This window comes from Methylophaga frappieri (assembly GCF_000260965.1).
GTDB classification, from domain to species: domain Bacteria; phylum Pseudomonadota; class Gammaproteobacteria; order Nitrosococcales; family Methylophagaceae; genus Methylophaga; species Methylophaga frappieri.
Genome location: NC_017856.1, coordinates 823,555 through 843,342 on the forward strand (window position 1 = coordinate 823,555; position 19,788 = coordinate 843,342).

Consider the following 19,788-nt stretch of genomic DNA (forward strand, 5'->3'; position numbering starts at 1 on the left):
TGGGCATAACAACAAAAAACACCGACGATCATCTACAACTGCACTGTCATTCACGCGTTTGAAAAGCATTGATAACGGGCAACATGCCGCTCTCAATCAAAAACGTAATATGATGGGGAAATAGCGAACAATCTTGGTAGGTGTTTGTTAAATATGCTGGCTAAGCAGGTTGCCATTGAGGAAATGGATCCGTCATGGTTTCCCACAATGATTTACCTGCGAGTAACTCTTCATCGCTGATAAGGCACTCATCCAGCATGTTTCTGACCTGACCTTCATCCATATTCTGGCCAATAAATACCAGTTCCTGACGCATATCGCCGAACGGTTCCACCCAGTGCTCTTTGATGATTTTCAGTGACTCTTCATCCTGTGGCCAGCGACTTTCCGGTACCGCACGCCAGAACATGCCCGCAAAGCCATGCCGCGCAATACCGCCCGCCTGACTCCACTGACCTGCAAATTGCGGTCGGCTGGCCAGCCAGAAATACCCCTTGGAACGAATCAGTTTTCCACACGGCCACTCTTGGTGCAGAAAGTCATAAAACTTCTGTGGGTTGAACGGTTTACGCGCCGTATAAGTAAAGCTGCTTATGCCATACTCTTCCGTCTCCGGTTTGTGTTCACCGCGTCCTTCCTGCAACCAACCTGCTGATTGTTCTGCTTTTTCAAAATCGAACTTGCCGGTTGCCAGCACTTTATCGAGGGCGACCTGTCCTTGCTCGATGGGAACAATCTCGGCGACGGGATTTAAGCCTTTGATAACACCGATGACAGCATTGAGTTGTTCTGGGCTACAGAGGTCGGTTTTGCTAATCAAAATCACATCACAGAATTCAATCTGATCCACCAGCAGATCAGCGACACTTCGCTCATCGTCTTCGCCCAGTGATTCACCGGCATCCTGTAGCATGTCTGCCTGCTGGAAATCATTCAGAAAGTTGGCGGCATCCACCACCGTGACCATCGTATCCAGACGCGCCACTTCTGACAGGCTCTGTCCATCCTCATCAGCGAAGGTAAAGGTTTCGGCTACCGGTAACGGCTCAGAAATACCGGTAGATTCAATCACCAGATAATCAAAGCGGCCTTCATCAGCCAGACGACGAACCTCTAGCAATAAGTCCTCACGCAAGGTGCAGCAAATGCAGCCATTGCTCATTTCTACCAACTTTTCTTCAGACCGGTTGAAATCAACCTCGTTATTGACTTGCTGAGCATCAATGTTGATTTCGCTCATATCATTAACAATGACGGCTACCTTTCGGCCCTCACGGTTGTTGAGAATATGATTCAGAACGGTGGTTTTGCCAGCCCCAAGGAAACCTGACAAAACGGTAACCGGCAGGCGTTTGTCCTGTTCAATGGTCATAGTGGCTTTCCTTTTTTTCATTTATCGTTTTTGCATCAGTCGAAAACTCGGCCGTTGGTCGAAGCAATAGACGTTGAATGCCTATTGGCTCTCCAGTCTGCGTGCAATACCCATAATCACCCATACGAATTCGGTGACGTGCAGCATCAATTTTAGGAATAAGCTGGCGTTTTCTGTCTGCGATTCGAATGGCAATAATTGCTTCTTCCTCTAATGTCGCCCGATCACTAACATCACTCACCCTGGCTTGTGAAATTTCAGCGCGAAGTGCTTCTATTTCCTGTAGCGTTTCCTGCCGAAGCTGTTGCAAGCGAAGATCAAAAAATGCCAGTTGTTCTGCATTCATGTACTCATCGTCTGATGCATTTAATAAGGTTTTTTCATCCATCTTTCTGATCCAACATTCGTTTGGCCACTGAGAACACATCTTGATTTTTATTTACAAATTGATTTCTGGTTCTCAGTTCAGCGCTCGATTTGATATTGAGAATCCAACTAAGGAAAGTCACTTGTATTTATGATATATCATATCATTATAGATCACTAATCTTTCACGTGCATTTTTAACTAGAAAATTGATTTGCATAAGCCAACAGATGTTTACATCTTACATAGATAAACTTGCGGCAATAGCTATTAAGCTGCAGCCAGCTAACCTTGGTAGATAATGCAGATGGCAATGCATTCATTCGACAGAGTAGATGGCCACCCTGCATGCCTAGACATTGCGGGAGCCACCTGTCGGAACATTGATGACAAGGATTTTGCCGTTTTAGATATGGCGCTCTATTCTGTACCTGATCTAATCAAGTCAGTGAGCCATTAGCAGCAAGGAAATCACGTTCGCTGTGCAGCATTATTGTTATCGGCTGCCATAAAAGCATGTAAAAAATGATGAAAAGCGCTCTCAAAAATTATAATGAGAGCGCTTCATTAATCCGTAAATTTAAAATTCCGTTTCAAAAGTCAGGGTGACTTTCAGTGGATCACCGAAATAACTTTGCTGGGGAGGACCGGAAACCCGGCTGTAATAGCGTTTATCGGTCAGGTTGGTGCCATTCAGAATAAAACGGCTGTCAGGACTTATCTGATAAGCCACCATGGCAGACAAGGTGGTGTAACCGCCCTGCTCCCATTTCACATTGCCTGATTCATAGAAGGTGCCACTGTTGTACTCGACGCCCAGCCCGGCAGCCCACTGCTGGTTAAAGTTATATTTACCCCACAGTTTCAGGCTGTGCTCCGGTGCGTCGGGATTAAAAACGTTGCCTTCCGCATCAGGATCAGCCGCTTTGAGTTGCTCGGTATCGATGTAGGCATAGCCAGCCAATACATCCAGCTTGTCAAACAGGGTACCGGAAATCTCGGTTTCAAAACCCCGGGCGCGAACCTTGCCACCGGCAATTGAGAAAAGAGGATTGTTGGGATCACTGATGGCACGGTTCTCATCCGTCAGTTGGAATACCGCCAACTGGTAATTGGCTGCGCCGTTATTGAGCACTCCTTTCATCCCCACTTCATACTGGGTGCCGGTTCTAGGGTCGAGTAGTTTTTCGTTGGCATCCAGATTGGTTTGCGGCACAAATGACTCGGCCGCACTGACATAGACTGTGGTGGTGTCATTCAGATCATAAACCAGCCCGCCATATGGAGTGAACTCGTTATCAAACTCGGAAACAGAGCCCATGGCATCGGTTTTCCAGTCGGTAAAGCGGCCGCCCAGGATCAGTTTGGTCGCCTCTGTGAGGTTGGATGTGGTTTTGAAATACAGGCCGCGTTCACGGGTATCAGTTTTGCCAAATGAAAAGGCAGGAACCAGATTCGGTCTGGGATTGCTGGCAGAGTCCGGATCAAACACATTAATAGAGGGATAGGCAGTGTCGACCATGTAGCCTTTATTGTTATTTTCGGAATGGCTGCCATTGGCGCCCAGCAGAACCTTATGCTCCATTCCCAGAAAGGTCACTGGCAGGTTGATATGCGCATCAAAGCTGCTTTCCTCAAGTTCCTGATCCGCCGACAGCGACCAACGATCAACATCACCAGTCACCGGATCAATTGGCGAAGTAGTGTAGTTGAGCAGGTATCTCATATCACGGTCGCTGTGATTCAGGGTTACGACCGCTTCGGCACCGGAGTCAAAGTGATGTTCAAGCTCGACAAATTGACGACGCAAGCGACTTTCTTTGTAGTTGAAACCCGTACCGGTATATAAATCACGAGAAATTGGCGCAAACGAGCCATCAGCATAAAGCGGTACACCGACATACGGCGTGTCATCAGTGTCTTCCAGGCTGGCACCGACGGAAACCGTAGTGTCACTGCTCAGATCCAGTTCCAGCGTGCCGTAGAATACTTTCTTCTCCATATCCACATCATCGATATGCGAATCGCTATCTTCATAGGCGGCAACGGCACGACCACGTAATGTACCGGCATCATTCAAAGCGCCGGTCACGTCCAGATTCGTGCGGTAACCGGGCCAAGAGTTGGCAGATCCACGAAATGCAACTCTGTTCTCAGCCAGCGCCCGCTTACGAACCAGGTTGATAAAGCCACCCGGTTCACCGGAACCTTGTAGCAAACCAGCCGGACCACGTAAAACTTCAACACGTTCATAAGCTGCCAAATCAGGCGCACCGTGTCCGTGTGTGCCGGAACCACTGGCTGAAGTTTCGATCCCGTCAATGTTGATCGTGTTGAGTTCAAAACCACGCATGATGTAGTTAGCGGTGCCAGTGCCAAATGTCTTGACGGTGACACCGGTGGTGTTCTGTAACGCATCGTTCAGGGTTAACAGGTTTTTGTCCTTGATTAACTGGCTGGTGATAACACTGACCGATTGCGGGATTGCACGTAAATTCTCTGCGCCTTTACCCAAGGTGACTGCACCGGTCGCATAAGAATTCGTTCCCTCAGTATTCAATGCCATATGCTCGGCTTGAACTTGAATCGCGGGCAGATCGTAGTTTTCTTTTTCTTCCGTGTCAGCAGCTGAAACGGCTACTGGCATAAGAGCAGAAGCAATTGTGGCAGAGAGAATGTGAGGTTTGTAATGTGTTAAAAATCGCTTTTGATTGGCCATTAGGAAAATGTCTCGTTATTTGTAGTTGTGTTGTCGACATATCGATCTATCAATCTGGCAGACAGAGACATCGATTTGAACCGTTTTCAATAGGAAATTTACAGAAATCTTACGAAGTGTAAATATTTGTAAATGATAATTGTTATCATAAACAATTGCAATGCGAATTGTAAAAAAACTGAAAATTTGTCGTCACTTTGCGGAAACCAATCGATATTGAGTCTGTCCCAAGGCCAACATCGGGATAAAAACATGTCTGAATCGTTAGCCATCATTGGCGCCGGGTTAAGTGGTTTAACCGTGGCCAGAGCATTAGATAACCGGTTTAATATCAAGATATTTGAAAAATCAACCAAACCGGGCGGCCGGATAGCAAGTCGGGCTGTTTCAGGGACTACTTTCGATCATGGTGCCCAGTTTTTCACCGCCAAATCAGCGTCTTTCCAGCAATTTATTACACCGTTGCTTAGAGCAGGTCTGATTGCGGATTGGCAGGCACGTTTTGCAGAGTTTGATGCAGGGAAAATGGTAAATGCACGCAAATGGGACGCTGCGTTTCCACATTACGTTGGCGTTCCCGCAATGGCTGCCATTGGTGAAGCGTTGGCGACAGATTTACCGATAGAATACAACTGTCAAATAGTGAGCGTGTTTCAAGACGATCAGAAATGGTACTTAGTCGATAAGACCGGCAAGATATCCCCCCCTTTTGATTGGTTAATTATCGCTTTGCCTGCTGAGCAGACACGCGAGCTCATTCCAACTGAGGTCAGTTTTTATCAAGACATGTTACAAATTAACATGTTGCCTTGTTATGCTCTGATGGTTTCGCTGACTCAGGATCCTGAGTTTGAGTGTGATGCCGCATTGGTCAAAAATAGAAAACTAAGTTGGATTTCGGTTAATCACACCAAGCCCGGCAGACAGGGGTTTGGCATCGTCGCGCATGCCGCCAATCATTGGGCCCTGGAAAACCTCACCAAACCGCTACCAGAGGTGAAAGCATCTCTGCTTAGAACGCTCATAGAGATAACCAATCTCAGTTCATCAATCATTCAGGAAACAGATGTTAAACGCTGGGTTTATGCTAATAGCCCACGGCAGGATGGCTCTGCTTATTTTATTGATGATAAAAAGCATATTGCCGCATGTGGCGACTGGTGTCTTATCGGTCGAATTGAGGCCGCTTATACCAGTGCTTCTCTGTTAGCAGAGCGTCTTTTTGTAGTCATGCACTAAATCATTGGTATAAATTTCAATCTGTTTCGCTTTGTAAAAAAACAACGGCCTGCTCATTGGGAATCGATTCACTTTACTTGCGTCTTCACTTGGTATTCTTGAGTTCTACGGCTCATGGCGCTATTGCCGCGAAAAATAACTTGATTGAAAACATGTTTTAATGGACCTCATCGTGATCTCAATGAAAAGGTTACATTATGGGCAAAATGAACCGTGCATTGATGCTTGATACGTTGACACATCAGCGTCAGTCATTTTTGACGAAAGGCACCCCAACCGTACAAAAGCGTCGTTCTGATTTAAAAAAACTCCGCCTTGCGATTGTGAGCAATAGACAAGCCATAGAGGATGCCTTAATTGCTGATTTTGGCAGCCGATCTCGACATGAAACAGTCATTACGGAAATCATGACCTTGCTTAATGGCATTGACTATCTGCACAAAAATTTACGTCGCTTTATGCGTTCGGAACGCCGACATGTTCCCTTGAATTTTCAACCTGCCAAAGCATATGTTACCTATCAGCCTTTAGGCGTAATCGGCATAATCAGTCCGTGGAATTTTCCGGTCGCATTGGCTTTAATGCCATTGGCAACGGCTTTGGCAGCAGGGAACCGGGCAATGCTCAAGCCCTCTGAACTGACGCCTCATACCAGTCAGCTTTTGGAAGAGATACTCTCCGATTCCTTTAGCCCAGAAGACGTGGCTGTCGTCCAGGGCGACGCCGACACGGGTAAACAGTTCTCTCAGCTTCCATTTGACCATTTATTCTTCACGGGCAGTACTCAGGTTGCCCGTCACGTTATGCGCGCAGCGAGCGAAAATCTCGTTCCGGTGACGCTTGAGTTGGGTGGTAAATCGCCCGTTGTTATCGATCCTGATCATCCAATAGATCATGCTGCCAAACAAATAGCTTATGGCAAATTAGCGAATAGTGGACAAGTCTGCATCGCACCAGATTACGCTTTTGTACCTGAAAGCAAATTGGCGCAATTTATTGCTGATTATGATGCTGCGGTAAAGTCGGCCTATCCCGATGGCCCAGACTCCCATGAGTTTACATCACTTATCAACCATGCTCACTTCGATCGACTCACTGCTTTAATCGAAGATGCCAAACAACATGGTGCACGTATTGAAAACGTTGGTTTTTCTCCAGAGCACGCAAAAAATCGGGAAAAAACGATTGCGCCAAGCTTGGTGCTTGACGCAACCAATACCATGAAAATCATGCAAGAAGAAATTTTCGGACCAATTCTTCCGGTGATTACTTATCAGAACATTGACCAAGTCATTGACTTTATCAATGCGAAATCCCGTCCCTTGGCTCTTTATTATTTCGGGCCTGAAAATAAAAACCGTCAGCGGCTGTTGACGCAAACTACCTCAGGCAATGTGACCGTGAATGGCACAATTTTGCATGTCGCAATAGATGATCTACCTTTTGGCGGTGTTGGATTAAGTGGCATGGGCGCCTATCACGGTATTGAAGGTTTTCGAACCATGTCTCATGCAAAAGGCATTTTTGAGATGAAAAAGTGGAATTTAAGCCAGGTGCTCACGCCCCCGTTCGGTAAGTTTGCCAACCTGCTCATGAAACTGCTGATTAGATAAAGTTAATGCTCTCACCAGCAGATATGGCGAAAGGAGTTTTTGACTGTAAAGCCAGTAAAAATGGCACGCCCGGCAGGACTCGAACCTGCTACCCTCGGCTTAGAAGGCCGATGCTCTATCCGGATGAGCTACGGGCGCATCGTGTTGGCAAAGCGTTATGGTAACGTATTCAGGAAGTGGTCGGGGCAGAGAGATTCGAACTCCCGACCCTCTGGTCCCAAACCAGATGCGCTACCAGACTGCGCTATGCCCCGACATTTCAAGGACAGACATCCCCGAAGAAGGCGAAATAATACGCTGACCCTGTTCTTGAGTCAACAGGATGCCGATATTTTTTGCCGTGATTTTCGTAACGTGCGATCATGGGCGCTTTTTCTTCGCCGGAATTGATTGATGACCGCCCAAATCCTCGATGGCAAAGCCATTGCCACTGAACTCAAACAAAAAATCCGAGCAGCTACCCAAATGCGTCTTGCTACGGGTAAACGTGCACCAGGCCTTGCTGTGGTTCTTATTGGTGATAATGCCGCCTCACAAGTCTACGTAAATAATAAAAGAAAAAGTTGTGAACAGGTCGGCTTCAAATCCGTTGCTTACGACTTACCGGCCGACACCTCAGAATCCGCGTTAATGGCACTGATTGATAAACTGAACGCTGACGATGAAATTGATGGCATTCTCGTACAGCTACCTCTTCCAGCACAGATTGAAACCGATGCGGTAATTGAGCGGATTGCGCCCCATAAAGATGTTGATGGCTTTCACCCTTACAATATTGGTCGACTGGCACAACGTGCCCCTGTTCTTCGGCCTTGTACGCCAAAGGGAATCATTACCCTATTAAAAAGCACAGAAATCGACCTAAAAGGTAAAGAGGCGGTTGTTGTTGGCGCCTCAAATATCGTGGGTCGCCCAATGGCGCTAGAGTTGCTATTAGCCGGTTGTACTACGACCGTCTGTCATCGCTGGACAAACAACCTTGAAGAACAGGTACGGCGAGCTGAAGTATTGGTTGTTGCCGTTGGTAAACCTGGCTTTATTCCTGGCGATTGGGTTAAACCGGGCGCCATTGTGATTGATGTCGGTATTAACCGGTTGGCTAGTGGCAAATTGACTGGTGATGTGGATTTTGAGGTCGCCAAGCAACATGCCTCTTGGATTACACCGGTTCCAGGCGGGGTGGGACCAATGACAGTCGCAACCCTGCTCGAAAATACACTCTATGCGGCAGAACATCTGCACGACGCATAATAATCGCTGCAATAAAAAAGCCCGGGGTGACCGGGCTTTTTTAAATTATGGCTATAAGCAGCTCTGCTTTTAGCTTCGTCGCCAGCTGGTTTTACCCGCCGCATCCTCCAGCACTATGCCCATCTCTGTTAACTGATCACGAATTTCATCGGCACGAGCCCAGTTTTTATCCGCTCTTGCCTGATTACGTTCGGCCACCAAAGCGTCTATCTCTGCCGCTTCATCATCTGAGCCGGTATCGCCGACCAGAAAGGCATCCGCATTTTGCTGGAACAGACCCAGTACATCACCGAATGACAATAACAGACCGGCATAATACGCCGCCTGCTCAATGCCCTGACCACGTTCAAAAGCTTTGTTCAGCGCTTGGCGAACATCAGCCATAACTGACAAAGCCAGAGCGGTGTTGAAATCATCATCCATCGCCTCCTTGAAACGTGGCCCGAATTCTTTATCCTCCTGCCAGCGGACTTCTTCCTGCGGTTGCACTTCGCGCAGTGAAGTATAGAAACGGGTCAACGCCGCTTTCGCTTGCTCCAGTTGATCTTCTGCGTAATTCAACGGGCTGCGGTAGTGACTCGACAAAATAAAGTAACGCACGGCTTCTGCCGGATACAGCTCCAGCACTTCGCGGACGGTGAAGAAATTGCCCAGTGATTTGGACATTTTTTCATCATCAATGCGGACAAAACCGTTGTGCATCCAATAGTTTACTGACTGACAGCCATGTGCGCCTTCAGACTGCGCAATTTCATTCTCATGATGTGGGAACTGCAAATCCTGACCACCACCATGAATATCAAAATGCTCACCCAGGCAGTTGGCAGACATCGCTGAACACTCAATATGCCAGCCGGGACGTCCCAGCCCCCAAGGTGATTCCCACGCAGGTTCACCGGCTTTGGCGGCTTTCCACAATACAAAATCCAGTGGGTCAGTTTTGGCTTCATTCACCGCAACGCGTTCACCGGCACGCAGTTCATTCACATCGCGACCGGACAACTTGCCGTAGCTAGGAAACTCACTGACATCATAATAGACATCGCCATTGTCGGCAGTATAGGCCAGCCCCTTATCAATCAGAGTCTGAACCATTTCCAGAATTTCACCCATCGACTCAGTGGCTTTAGGCTCATAATCAGGCTTCAAAACACCAAGCGCATCGGCATCACGATGCATTTCAGCGATATAACGCTCCGTTAATGCCTCGATGGTTTCACCATTTTCTGTAGCGCGTTTGATGATCTTGTCATCGATATCGGTAATGTTGCGTACATAAGTCACGTCATAGCCTGATGCACGGAGATACCTTGTCACCACATCAAACACCACCATGACACGGGCATGACCAACATGACACAAGTCATACACGGTCATCCCGCAGACGTACATATTGACCTTGCCTTCCTGCAAAGGCTTAAAGACTTCTTTCTCTTTAGAGAGTGTGTTGTGGATTTTTAGCATTACTTATTTTTTGAAATATCTTCTTTTAGACCAATGGTCAGGTTGAATACTGGCGAGTCAGCGCTATGATCATAGCGGTCACTGACAAAGTAGCCCTCGCGCTCAAACTGAAACGCCGTTTCCGGTTCACAGCCTACAATCGCTGGCTCTGCAATCGCTTTAATGACTGTTAAGGAATCCGGGTTGATGTCATCCAGATAGTTGCCAGTGACTTTACCCGGCGCTTCCGTCTGGAACAGTCTCTCATACAAGCGTAATTCGACTTCTTTTCCTTCTGTCGCTGACACCCAATGAATAACACCCCGCGGTTTCATTTCTGGCGGTGGGTTCTGGCCAACGGTATCAGGAACCAGTGAAGCAATCACCTCAATCACCTCACCCTTATCATTTTTGATGACCTCATCGGCCTTGATGACATAGGCGCCGCGTAATCGCACGTAATCGCCGATGACCAGCCGTTTAAACTTTTTACGGCTAAGACTTATGTCTTCAGTAAAGTCCGACGCATCAATAAAGATGTCTTTTGTAAACGGCAACGAACGGTTACCCATCGCTTCCTGTTGCGGGTGATTTGCCACCTCAAGCCACTCCGGCGTATCAGCCGCGTTGGTAATCGTTACTTTCAACGGATTAAGCACACACATTGCACGCGCGGCGTTGTCATTCAGATCTTTACGGATCTCAAATTCCAATTGTGCAATGTCGACGACACCATCGGTTTTCGCTACCGCGAGACCGTCACAAAAAGCTCGTAACGCCGCCGCGCTGTAACCCCGTCTTCTCATCCCTGAAATCGTTGGCATTCTGGGATCATTCCAGCCAGCAACAATCTGCTCGTCAACCAGTTGCTTCAGGTTGCGCTTGCTGGTCACTGTGTAGTTGATGTTCAGACGGCCAAATTCATACTGCTTTGGTTTTGAAGGCACCGGCAGGTTATCGATAAACCACTCATACAACGGACGGTGATCCTGAAACTCCAATGTACAGATGCTGTGGGTAACACCCTCAATCGCATCGCCCTGGCCATGGGCAAAGTCATAGCTCGGGTAAATACACCACTTATCACCGGTTTGATGGTGGTGCTTCTTACGGATGCGATACAGAATCGGATCACGCATATTCATATTCGGTGATGCCATGTCGATTTTCGCGCGCAGCACACAAAAACCTTCATCGAACTCGCCCTGCTTCATTTTTTCAAACAGCACGAGGTTTTCATCGACTGTGCGATCGCGAAAAGGTGACTCTTTACCGGGCTTGGTCGCCCAGCCGCGGTATTCACTGGCCTGTTCGGGGCTCAGATCACAAACATAGGCTTTGCCTTGCTTGATAAGGTGAATAGCCCAATCGTAAAACTGCTCGAAGTAGCTTGATGCGTAACGTTCCTGACCAGTCCATTGAAAGCCAAGCCACTGCACATCTTCTTTAATCGCTTCGATAAATTCCTGCTCTTCTTTCGCAGGGTTGGTGTCATCAAAGCGTAAGTTGCATTCGCCGCCAAATTCCTCAGCGAGGCCGAAATTCAGACAAATCGACTTGGCATGTCCAATATGCAGATAGCCGTTGGGTTCGGGAGGAAAACGGGTAACCACTTTTCCGGAGACCCTACCAGCATCAAGGTCTTCCTGAATAATAGGACGAATGAAATTATGATTAACAGCAGTTTCCGACATAGCGAATGATAAATTTAGATAAAAACGCGCATTATACGCTGTCAGTCGTGTCGGAAGTAGCGCTGTTTCGTGGTCTTTTGTCTGATAAAAGCGCTTTGTAGTGTTCGCCTGAATCCCTCAGATGCACTATGATGACGGTTTTCAACGAACTCGGACGCAAGCTGATATGAAATTACTCTACCGCCACCTGGCTCCCCTGTTTTTTGCCTCATTCTCTCTGGCAGCGAATGCTGAAGGTGTTGCTGCACCTCAGGTTAAGCTGGAAACCAGCATGGGTGACATCGTCATCGAATTGAATAAAGACAAAGCCCCCAACACGGTGGCTAACTTCATCAGCTATGTGGAAGACGGTTTTTACAACGGCACTATCTTCCACCGCGTCATTGAAAACTTTATGATTCAAGGCGGTGGTTTTACTGAAAGCTTTCAGCAAAAACAAACCCAAGCTGCCATTGAAAACGAGGCGGATAATGGCTTGACCAACAAGCGTGGCGCTATCGCCATGGCGCGGACTAATGATCCCCATTCGGCCACCGCGCAGTTTTTTATAAACACTGTCGATAACGATTTTCTCGACTTTAAAAACAAAACCTCAACTGGCTGGGGCTATGCCGTATTTGGTGAAGTCATTGAAGGCATGGATGTCGTGGATAAAATTCGCACCGTCGACACGACGATGCGTGGACCACACCAGGATGTACCAGCGGAAGATGTGGTCATCATCAAAGCCAGCATGATTTAGAGAGCGCTTGCCCGCTTTCAGCGAGAGAGTGGGCAATCTGCAATGCGTAGTCTGTTTATCTCCGATCTGCATTTGAGTCCGACGCAACCGGAATTAACCAAATGCGTCTGTGACTTTTTATCGCAACAAGTCGGTAAGATTGCCCATCTCTATATCCTTGGAGATATTTTTAACACCTGGTTAGGGGATGATTTAGTTGAACCTGCTTACAGCCCTTTTCTGAAGGTGCTGAACACGTTGGCTGACAACCACACGCAAATTTTCCTCATGCAAGGCAATCGGGATTTTATGCTTGGCAAACGATTTGCCCGATCAGTTGGTGCAACATGGCTGGCAGATCCCACGCGGCACGAATTAGATGGCTTGCCGGTTTTATTGATGCATGGCGACAGTCTTTGCACTGATGACATCAGTTATCAACGCTATCGGCGTATTGTCAGAAACCGCCCGTTGCAGTGGCTATTTCTTCGCTTGCCGAAAGGCGTTCGCATGCGGATTTCCGATCAAATCAAAGCCAGCAGCCAGCGTCAAAAGCAATATAAAACCAAGGCCATTATGGATGTTAATACCGATGCCGTAAGCCAGACTTTTCAACACTTTGACGTACCCATCATTATTCATGGTCACACGCATCGGCCAGCCATTCATCACGTCCCCTTTAAAAACCAGCCGCACTACCGGATTGTGTTGGGGGACTGGCAAACGACACCAACGTATTTGCTTGTTGAAAACGGCAAATTTACGTTGGTTGACGTGCGGTTAGCAGCGGGCGAAGAAACGATTACGGTGCCAAACTAGCGTATTCATCCAGAATTTCACGCAGCTTCGCTGGTGGCACATAGCCCGGTAACATCTGACCATTATTCAAAAACAAGGCAGGCGTTCCCTCTACCCCAAGGCGACGACCCGTATCAAACTGAGCCAACACCGGATTGTCTTCACAAACCTTGCCATTGATGTCGCGATTAGCTTTGGCATCGGTCATCGCTTGCTGGCGGTCTTCAGCACACCAGACTTGTTCCAACTTGGTTGCCGACTCTGAATCGGCCCCGGCACGTGGAAATGCCATATATCGAATACCAATACCTTGGTCATTGTATTCTGCGATTTGCTCATGCAATTTACGGCAGTAACCACAGTCAACATCGGTAAATACCGTCAACATATAATCAGGATTCTCTGGAGCGAATACAATCAAGTCTGACTCTGGCTGGCGCGCTAAAACAGCCTGTTTAATCTCAAGTTGTCGTTGTTGCGTGATATTTTCTCTACTGGCCAGCGCAAGGACATTACCTTGGATAAGGTAATCACCGTCTTTAGTAAGATAAAAAATACGATCATCAATGACCGCCTCGTACAAACCACTGTCGCCGACTGGCTTGAGTGATTGGATTTGCATTTCTGGTACATCCTGACGCAATTTATCTTTTAGCGCTGTTACCTCTGCATCAGCGGCATAGACAGTGGGAATGAATAATAAGGCCAGCAATGGCCAGAGAAAATATTTCATTGTGCGAATTAATCCCGAAAATTGTTGAATTGCAATGGCATATCCAAGTCATCGTTGGCTTTAAGCATGGCCATAACCTGTTGCAGGTCATCTCTTTTTTTACCGGTAACTCGAACGCTATCGCCTTGAATCGCTGCCTGCACTTTTATTTTGCTGTCTTTAATGCTTTTGACAATTTTTCTGCTGGTATCACTGTCCAGACCTTCACGAACCAGCACATCCTGTTTCCGTTGTTTACCCAAGCCCTGACTATCCTTGACGTCCAGACACTTAACATCAATGCCGCGTTTAGCAAATTTGAGCCGCATGATATCCAGCAGTTGTTCCAGTTGAAAATCACTATCCGCAAACAGGGTAACCACTTTTTCTGACTGTTCAGCGCGAGCGTCAGTTCCACGAAAATCAAACCGATTCGCTAACTCACGATTGGTTTGATCGACCGCATTGGTTAATTCGTGTTTATCGACTTCAGAAACAATATCAAAAGATGGCATTTCGATCCCCTCATTATCAAGCGGCAGAGTTTAGCACGATAGCGATATATCAGCCTCGCGGATGAAAGCGCTGATGTAAACTTTGTAACCGGGCATTGGCAATATGTGTGTAGATCTGGGTGGTTGATAAATCACTATGACCTAACAATAATTGCACCACCCGTAAGTCAGCACCATGATTCAACAAATGGGTAGCGAAAGCGTGGCGCAATGTATGTGGTGACAAAGGTTTGGTGATGCCTGCCTGATGCGCATAACGCTTGATCAAATACCAAAATGCCTGTCTGGTCATGGCATGCCCGCGTCGCGTTGGAAACAAATCCTCACTGGCATAGCCATAAATTAATTGTGGTCTGCTTTCCAGCAGATATTGCTGACAATAATCCAGTGCTGTTTCACCCAGGGGTACCAATCGCTCTTTATTGCCTTTGCCAATACAGCGGATTAGCCCCTGTCGCATATTTAGTTGTTCCAGGGTCAGGGTAACCAGTTCAGATACCCTAAGCCCCGTCGCATATAGTACCTCGAGCATCGTTTTATCTCTGAGCCCCAGCATCGTATAGACCTCGGGCTGAGCCAGCAGATCATCCACCTCCTGTTCAGAAAGACTATCCGGTAAATGTCGGTTTAATTTCGGTGAGTCGAGTAATGCGGTCGGATCGGATTGCCGCCAGCCTTCGCGACATAAATACCGATAGTAACGTCTCAAACTTGAAATCAGTCGCGCGTCACTGGTCTTTTTTCTGCCCTCGCGAAGCCGGCTGACCAGATACGCTTCAATATGGTTTTTCTCGGCACTTGCCAGACCAATTTCCTGTTTTTGCAACCAACTGGAAAAGGCCAGAAGATCACGGCGATAGGCCCAGACCGTATTATCACTCAGGCCGGCTTCTAACCACAGACTGTCCAAAAACGCGGCCAAATAACCGTTCTGATCTTTTGTTGTCGATTGATCATCTTGCTGCATGCGGTGAGTTTAGCAGGTGACGCACAAAAAAAAGGACCGCTAACGCAGTCCTTTTCATATCTTGGCGGTGCGATTTACAGTTTTTCTTTGATACGCGCCGCTTTACCTGACAGGTCTCTCAAATAGTAAAGTTTAGCGCGTCTGACATCACCGCGGCGTTTCACTTCTACGCTGGCAATGGTTGGACTATGTGTCTGGAAAACACGTTCAACGCCAACACCACTTGAAATCTTGCGAACGGTAAATGCCGAATGCAATCCACGGTTACGTTTAGCAATCACCAGACCTTCAAATGCCTGTTCACGCTCACGCTCACCTTCTTTGATTTTAACTTTGACCACAACCGTATCGCCTGGGGCAAAGTTTGGAATATCAGAGCGTAATTGCTCAGCATTCAATTGTTCAATAATGTTGCTCATCGTTTTCTCCCACTCATCCTAATCTTGCCCGCTCTCGGCAATAAATTCTGCTAACAAGGCGGCTTGTTCCGTATCCAGCGATTTGGCTGTCAACAAATCAGGTCGCCGTAACCATGTGCGTCCCAGAGCCTGTTTCAGGCGCCACCGGCGAATCGCCTCATGGTCACCCCCAAGCAAAACTGCCGGTACGCTATCATCCTGTAATCTCTCAGGGCGGGTGTAATGTGGATGATCCAGCAGACCTTGCATAAATGAATCCTGCTCTGCGGATTCAGCATCCCCCAATACACCCGGTAGCAATCTTGCCAGGCCATCAATGACAACCATGGCCGGCAACTCACCACCGCTGAGGACATAGTCACCAATCGACCATTCCTCATCCACCTCTTGTTCAATCAGCCGCTCATCAACCCCTTCATAACGGCCAGCCAGCAAAATAACTGCTGACTGTTGGGACCACAATTTAAGCTTGCCCTGAGTCAGCGGCTGGCCTTGTGGCGACAGATAAACAACCTTCGTTTGCTGTCCCAATGTCAATTTAGCCGCCTGAATCGCTGCTAACAATGGCGATACTTTCATGACCATACCTGGTCCGCCACCATAAGGGCGATCATCGACTGTTTTATGCCTGTCTTCCGTGAAATCTCTCGGATTCCAGACATCAACTTTTAACTGCCCTTTGTTTACTGCACGGCCAGTCACTCCATAATTGGTGACCGCCAAAAACATTTCTGGAAACAATGAAATCACCCCAAGGTGCATTTCACTACCTCACAAATAGTCTGTCTGCCAGTCGACTTGGATCAGCTTTTTGTCCATGTCTACTGAAAGCACAACCTCATCCAGAACAAAAGGAATCAACAACGATTCATCTGCCGAATCAGACTGGATAACCAGAACATCATGTGCACCGGTTTCCAGTAAATGATCTACTTTCCCCAGCACACTTTGTTGCGCATCGACGACGGTCATACCGATCAAATCAGCCCAGTAAAACTCATCTTTGTCGGCCTTTGCCAGTTGCTCCCGCCGAATAGCCAGCTCAGCACCAACTAACGCCAGCGCCTGATCCCGGTCAGTGACGTTGCGAATACTTAGCACAACGGCTTTACCTTGTAATTGCCCGCCCGAAATCGCTACTTCCAACCATTGCCCCTGACGCTTCATGAGCAATGGCGAATAATTCAAAATATTGTCGCGTGGCTCTGTGTAGGAAAACACTTTCACGCCACCTCTGACGCCAAAAACGCCAGAAATCTTACCGACCGGAATCAAATCGCCGGCTTGTGCCATCGCGAGTATCTCCGGTCGTTTAAATTAAGCTGCTTGCTTTTTAGCTTGCTTGATCAGTTGCGCAACACGCTCAGAAGTTTGTGCGCCTTGGCTGACCCAATGCTCAACGCGTTCGAGATCCAAACGCAGCGTTTCTTCCTGGCCTTTAGCAATCGGATTGAAGAAGCCGATACGCTCAATGTAGCGACCATCACGCTTACTACGTGAATCTGTGACTACGATGCCGTAAAAAGGACGCTTTTTCGCGCCACTGCGCGTCATTCGAATTGTTACCATAAACCTGCCCGTTCAAAAATCGGATGGAAAATATTGTTATTTTACGCACTTATATCAAATTTGCATAGCTACTTATTGCTTTAATTTCAAAATGGCAAGCCACCGCCACCCATGGGTAATTTACCGCCCATGCTACGCATTAATTTGGCCATGCCGCCTTTTTGCCCCATTTTTTTCATCATTTTTTGCATTTGTGTAAATTGTTTAAGCAACCGATTCACATCTTGTATTTGCGTACCAGAGCCCGCTGCAATACGTTTTTTTCGAGATCCCTTGATGATATCCGGGCGTCGACGTTCTTTCACGGTCATAGAGTCAATCATTGCCTCCATTTTACGTAACTGGCCATCATTGGCTTGTTGCTTTACCGCGTCCGGTATTTGCCCCATTCCGGGCAACTTATCCATCAACGCGCCTATGCCTCCCATTTTGCCCATCTGTCTCAGTTGTTCTCGAAAATCTTCAAGGTCAAAGTTCTTACCACTTTTCAACTTGCCGGCCAGTTTTTCGGCAGACTCGGTGTCGATATTTCGTTGCGCTTCTTCGACAAGTGATAACACATCGCCCATACCGAGAATTCTTGAAACCAGACGGTCTGGATGAAATGGCTCCAAAGCTGTGGTTTTCTCACCGACACCGAGAAACTTAATGGGTTTGCCGGTAATATGCCGGATTGACAGTGCGGCGCCCCCCCGAGCATCACCATCCGTTTTGGTTAGAATGACCCCGGTTAATGGTAAGGCTTCGTTAAAAGCTTGTGCGGTATTTGCCGCATCCTGGCCGGTCATGCTATCAACTGTAAATAAGGTTTCTGACGGCGAGATAGCCGCATGAATAGCCTGGATTTCGCTCATCATGTCGGCATCAATATGTAGGCGACCTGCGGTATCCACAATAAGCACATCGACATATTCTTTTTTAGCCTGTGCCAAGGCATTGCGTGCAATCTCTACTGGCTGCTGGCTCGACTCACTGGCGAAAAACTTAGCATCTACTTCTGCCGCCAGCGTTTTCAATTGCTGAATCGCTGCAGGCCGATAAACGTCCGCACTCACCACCATGACTGACTTTTTATGTCTTTCTTTCAGAAACCGAGCCAACTTAGCAACACTGGTTGTTTTACCAGCACCTTGCAAGCCGGCCATAAGGACAACGACGGGCGGTTGATGATTTAAATCAAGCGCATCGTTAGCCTCACCCATTAGGCGGGTGAGTTCATCATTCACAATTTTGACGAAAACTTGCCCCGGCGTCAGACTGCGTAGCACATCCTGCCCCATGGCCCGCTCTTTAACACTGTTGATAAACTCACGAACCACTGGCAGCGCGACATCGGCTTCAAGAAGCGCCATACGTACTTCCCGAAGCGTTTCTTTAATGTTGTCTTCGGTAATGCGCCCTTGCCCGCGAATTTTCTTCAGTGAAGCACCAAGCCGGTCACTCAAGCTGTCAAACATAATCTTTCCTGTGTGATGTCATTTGGGTTGATATTGTCGCCGATTATACCTGATGTGGTATCCCCTTCCTTGAAAGTTCGTTTATGATAATTGTTATTAATTACCGCCAAAGCTGAAGGATTCACTGATGGCCATTGCCAATGCACTAGCCTTTTTACTTTATCTTTGTTGCAGCGTGGTTCTGATCCGTCAGTTTGTCAAACGTGACTTGAATCAACCAGCCGCTATCTTACCGATTGGCTTGATGACCACTCTGGCACTGATTTTTCATGCGTTCCATTTGTTTTTTGTCATGGATGCTGCCGGTGGCTGGGAGTTAAGTTTGATGACGATGCTGTCGATCATTGCCTGGCTCATGGCATTTATGGCGATGATAGGTGGTTTTAAATGGCAAATAGCACACCCAGGTATTGTTGTTTATCCGTTAGTTGCCTTTATCCTGATGATGGTTTTTGAAGTGCCGGCAAGCAGTACCAAGCGTCTTACCGATCCAGCACTGGAGTGGCATATTTTGCTGTCATTGACGGCGTACAGTTTGTTAACACTGGCCGCGCTGCAATCAGTCATCTTGGCTTTGCAAGAAAAACAATTACATCAGCATCACACGGGGGGCTGGTTACGCCGTCTTCCACCTCTGCAATATATGGAAAAAACCCTATTCCAACTGCTTATAGCTGGCTTCGTTTTCTTATCCGCCGGGCTATTAACCGGTTTTATTTTTGTTGACAACTTCTGGGCACAGAACCTAGCCCATAAAACCGTGTTTTCAATTTTGGCCTGGGTGATTTTTGCCGTATTGCTATGGGGGCATTACCGGCACGGTTGGCGTGCGCAAACCGCTGTGCGTTGGACACTGGCTGGTTTTTTATTACTTTTACTTGCTTACGTTGGCAGTAAAATTGTTCTCGAATTTATTCTTAAAGTCGGCTAATT

Annotated in this window: 19 protein-coding genes and 2 tRNA genes; 6 read left to right on the top strand and 15 right to left on the bottom strand. The window is 47.5% G+C overall.

Annotated elements, in window-relative coordinates:
- Nucleotides 1-160: 160 nt before the first annotated feature.
- From zigA to Q7C_RS03730, 3 genes are all read right to left on the bottom strand, one after another.
- The gene (gene zigA / locus Q7C_RS03720) at nucleotides 161-1,372 is read right to left on the bottom strand and encodes a zinc metallochaperone GTPase ZigA (protein ID WP_014703360.1); all 1,212 of its coding nucleotides are present in this window, start codon (nucleotides 1,370-1,372) and stop codon (nucleotides 161-163) included.
- A complete protein-coding gene (locus Q7C_RS03725; RefSeq protein ID WP_014703361.1) occupies nucleotides 1,362-1,760 on the bottom strand; it encodes a TraR/DksA C4-type zinc finger protein in 399 nt (132 codons plus the stop codon). The genes zigA and Q7C_RS03725 overlap by 11 nt, the downstream gene beginning before the upstream one ends.
- A gap of 558 nt (nucleotides 1,761-2,318) precedes the next feature.
- On the bottom strand, nucleotides 2,319-4,457 hold the full coding sequence (locus Q7C_RS03730; protein WP_050954386.1) for a TonB-dependent siderophore receptor: 2,139 nt from the start codon (nucleotides 4,455-4,457) through the stop codon (nucleotides 2,319-2,321).
- A gap of 252 nt (nucleotides 4,458-4,709) precedes the next feature.
- Here Q7C_RS03730 and Q7C_RS03735 point away from each other — a divergent pair, with 252 nt between their 5' ends.
- Nucleotides 4,710-5,696: an NAD(P)/FAD-dependent oxidoreductase gene (locus tag Q7C_RS03735; RefSeq protein ID WP_014703363.1), complete on the top strand. Its 987-nt coding sequence runs from the start codon at nucleotides 4,710-4,712 to the stop codon at nucleotides 5,694-5,696.
- A gap of 197 nt (nucleotides 5,697-5,893) precedes the next feature.
- The gene (locus tag Q7C_RS03740) at nucleotides 5,894-7,309 is read left to right on the top strand and encodes a coniferyl aldehyde dehydrogenase (RefSeq protein ID WP_014703364.1); all 1,416 of its coding nucleotides are present in this window, start codon (nucleotides 5,894-5,896) and stop codon (nucleotides 7,307-7,309) included.
- Nucleotides 7,310-7,370: 61 nt separating this feature from the next.
- Here the strand turns inward: Q7C_RS03740 and Q7C_RS03745 are convergent.
- Together Q7C_RS03745 and Q7C_RS03750 are read right to left on the bottom strand one after the other, a co-directional pair.
- Nucleotides 7,371-7,447 (bottom strand) — tRNA-Arg (locus tag Q7C_RS03745).
- A gap of 39 nt (nucleotides 7,448-7,486) precedes the next feature.
- Nucleotides 7,487-7,563, bottom strand: a tRNA-Pro gene (locus Q7C_RS03750).
- 139 nt (nucleotides 7,564-7,702) lie between these two features.
- Between Q7C_RS03750 and folD the strand changes: the two genes are divergently transcribed.
- A complete protein-coding gene (gene folD / locus Q7C_RS03755) occupies nucleotides 7,703-8,560 on the top strand; it encodes a bifunctional methylenetetrahydrofolate dehydrogenase/methenyltetrahydrofolate cyclohydrolase FolD (protein WP_014703365.1) in 858 nt (285 codons plus the stop codon).
- A 69-nt stretch (nucleotides 8,561-8,629) separates the two neighbouring features.
- Here folD and cysS read toward each other — a convergent pair whose 3' ends face one another.
- Together cysS and Q7C_RS03765 are read right to left on the bottom strand one after the other, a co-directional pair.
- On the bottom strand, nucleotides 8,630-10,024 hold the full coding sequence (gene cysS / locus Q7C_RS03760; RefSeq protein WP_014703366.1) for a cysteine--tRNA ligase: 1,395 nt from the start codon (nucleotides 10,022-10,024) through the stop codon (nucleotides 8,630-8,632).
- Complete coding sequence (locus Q7C_RS03765) at nucleotides 10,024-11,697, bottom strand: glutamine--tRNA ligase/YqeY domain fusion protein (protein ID WP_014703367.1); 1,674 nt, start codon at nucleotides 11,695-11,697, stop codon at nucleotides 10,024-10,026. The genes cysS and Q7C_RS03765 overlap by 1 nt, the downstream gene beginning before the upstream one ends.
- A gap of 166 nt (nucleotides 11,698-11,863) precedes the next feature.
- On the opposite strand from Q7C_RS03765, the gene Q7C_RS03770 reads away from it, so the two are divergent.
- Nucleotides 11,864-12,439, top strand: a complete 576-nt coding sequence (locus tag Q7C_RS03770) for a peptidylprolyl isomerase (protein ID WP_041366887.1) — start codon at nucleotides 11,864-11,866, stop codon at nucleotides 12,437-12,439.
- A gap of 42 nt (nucleotides 12,440-12,481) precedes the next feature.
- Entirely contained in the window at nucleotides 12,482-13,237 is a 756-nt protein-coding gene (locus tag Q7C_RS03775) for a UDP-2,3-diacylglucosamine diphosphatase (RefSeq protein WP_014703369.1), read from the top strand.
- Here Q7C_RS03775 and Q7C_RS03780 read toward each other — a convergent pair.
- The 8 genes from Q7C_RS03780 to ffh all read right to left on the bottom strand — a co-directional run bounded on the left by Q7C_RS03780 (nucleotide 13,221) and on the right by ffh (nucleotide 18,855).
- Nucleotides 13,221-13,949: a DsbC family protein gene (locus tag Q7C_RS03780; RefSeq protein WP_014703370.1), complete on the bottom strand. Its 729-nt coding sequence runs from the start codon at nucleotides 13,947-13,949 to the stop codon at nucleotides 13,221-13,223. The genes Q7C_RS03775 and Q7C_RS03780 overlap by 17 nt on opposite strands.
- Nucleotides 13,950-13,957: 8 nt before the next feature.
- Entirely contained in the window at nucleotides 13,958-14,443 is a 486-nt protein-coding gene (locus Q7C_RS03785; protein ID WP_014703371.1) for a YajQ family cyclic di-GMP-binding protein, read from the bottom strand.
- A 49-nt stretch (nucleotides 14,444-14,492) separates the two neighbouring features.
- Nucleotides 14,493-15,410, bottom strand: coding sequence for a site-specific tyrosine recombinase XerD (gene xerD, locus Q7C_RS03790; protein ID WP_014703372.1), 918 nt, complete (start codon nucleotides 15,408-15,410; stop codon nucleotides 14,493-14,495).
- A 74-nt stretch (nucleotides 15,411-15,484) separates the two neighbouring features.
- The gene (gene rplS / locus Q7C_RS03795) at nucleotides 15,485-15,829 is read right to left on the bottom strand and encodes a 50S ribosomal protein L19 (protein ID WP_014703373.1); all 345 of its coding nucleotides are present in this window, start codon (nucleotides 15,827-15,829) and stop codon (nucleotides 15,485-15,487) included.
- Between the two features lie 18 nt (nucleotides 15,830-15,847).
- A complete protein-coding gene (gene trmD / locus Q7C_RS03800; RefSeq protein ID WP_014703374.1) occupies nucleotides 15,848-16,591 on the bottom strand; it encodes a tRNA (guanosine(37)-N1)-methyltransferase TrmD in 744 nt (247 codons plus the stop codon).
- A 9-nt stretch (nucleotides 16,592-16,600) separates the two neighbouring features.
- Nucleotides 16,601-17,122: a ribosome maturation factor RimM gene (rimM, locus tag Q7C_RS03805; protein ID WP_014703375.1), complete on the bottom strand. Its 522-nt coding sequence runs from the start codon at nucleotides 17,120-17,122 to the stop codon at nucleotides 16,601-16,603.
- Nucleotides 17,123-17,146: 24 nt separating this feature from the next.
- Nucleotides 17,147-17,398 carry a 30S ribosomal protein S16 gene (gene rpsP / locus Q7C_RS03810; RefSeq protein ID WP_041366486.1) on the bottom strand — a complete coding sequence of 84 codons (252 nt, stop codon included), beginning with the start codon at nucleotides 17,396-17,398 and terminating at the stop codon, nucleotides 17,147-17,149.
- 86 nt (nucleotides 17,399-17,484) lie between these two features.
- Nucleotides 17,485-18,855 carry a signal recognition particle protein gene (ffh, locus tag Q7C_RS03815; protein WP_014703377.1) on the bottom strand — a complete coding sequence of 457 codons (1,371 nt, stop codon included), beginning with the start codon at nucleotides 18,853-18,855 and terminating at the stop codon, nucleotides 17,485-17,487.
- Between the two features lie 127 nt (nucleotides 18,856-18,982).
- Here ffh and Q7C_RS03820 point away from each other — a divergent pair, with 127 nt between their 5' ends.
- Entirely contained in the window at nucleotides 18,983-19,786 is an 804-nt protein-coding gene (locus Q7C_RS03820) for a cytochrome C assembly family protein (RefSeq protein WP_014703378.1), read from the top strand.
- Nucleotides 19,787-19,788: the final 2 nt, after the last annotated feature.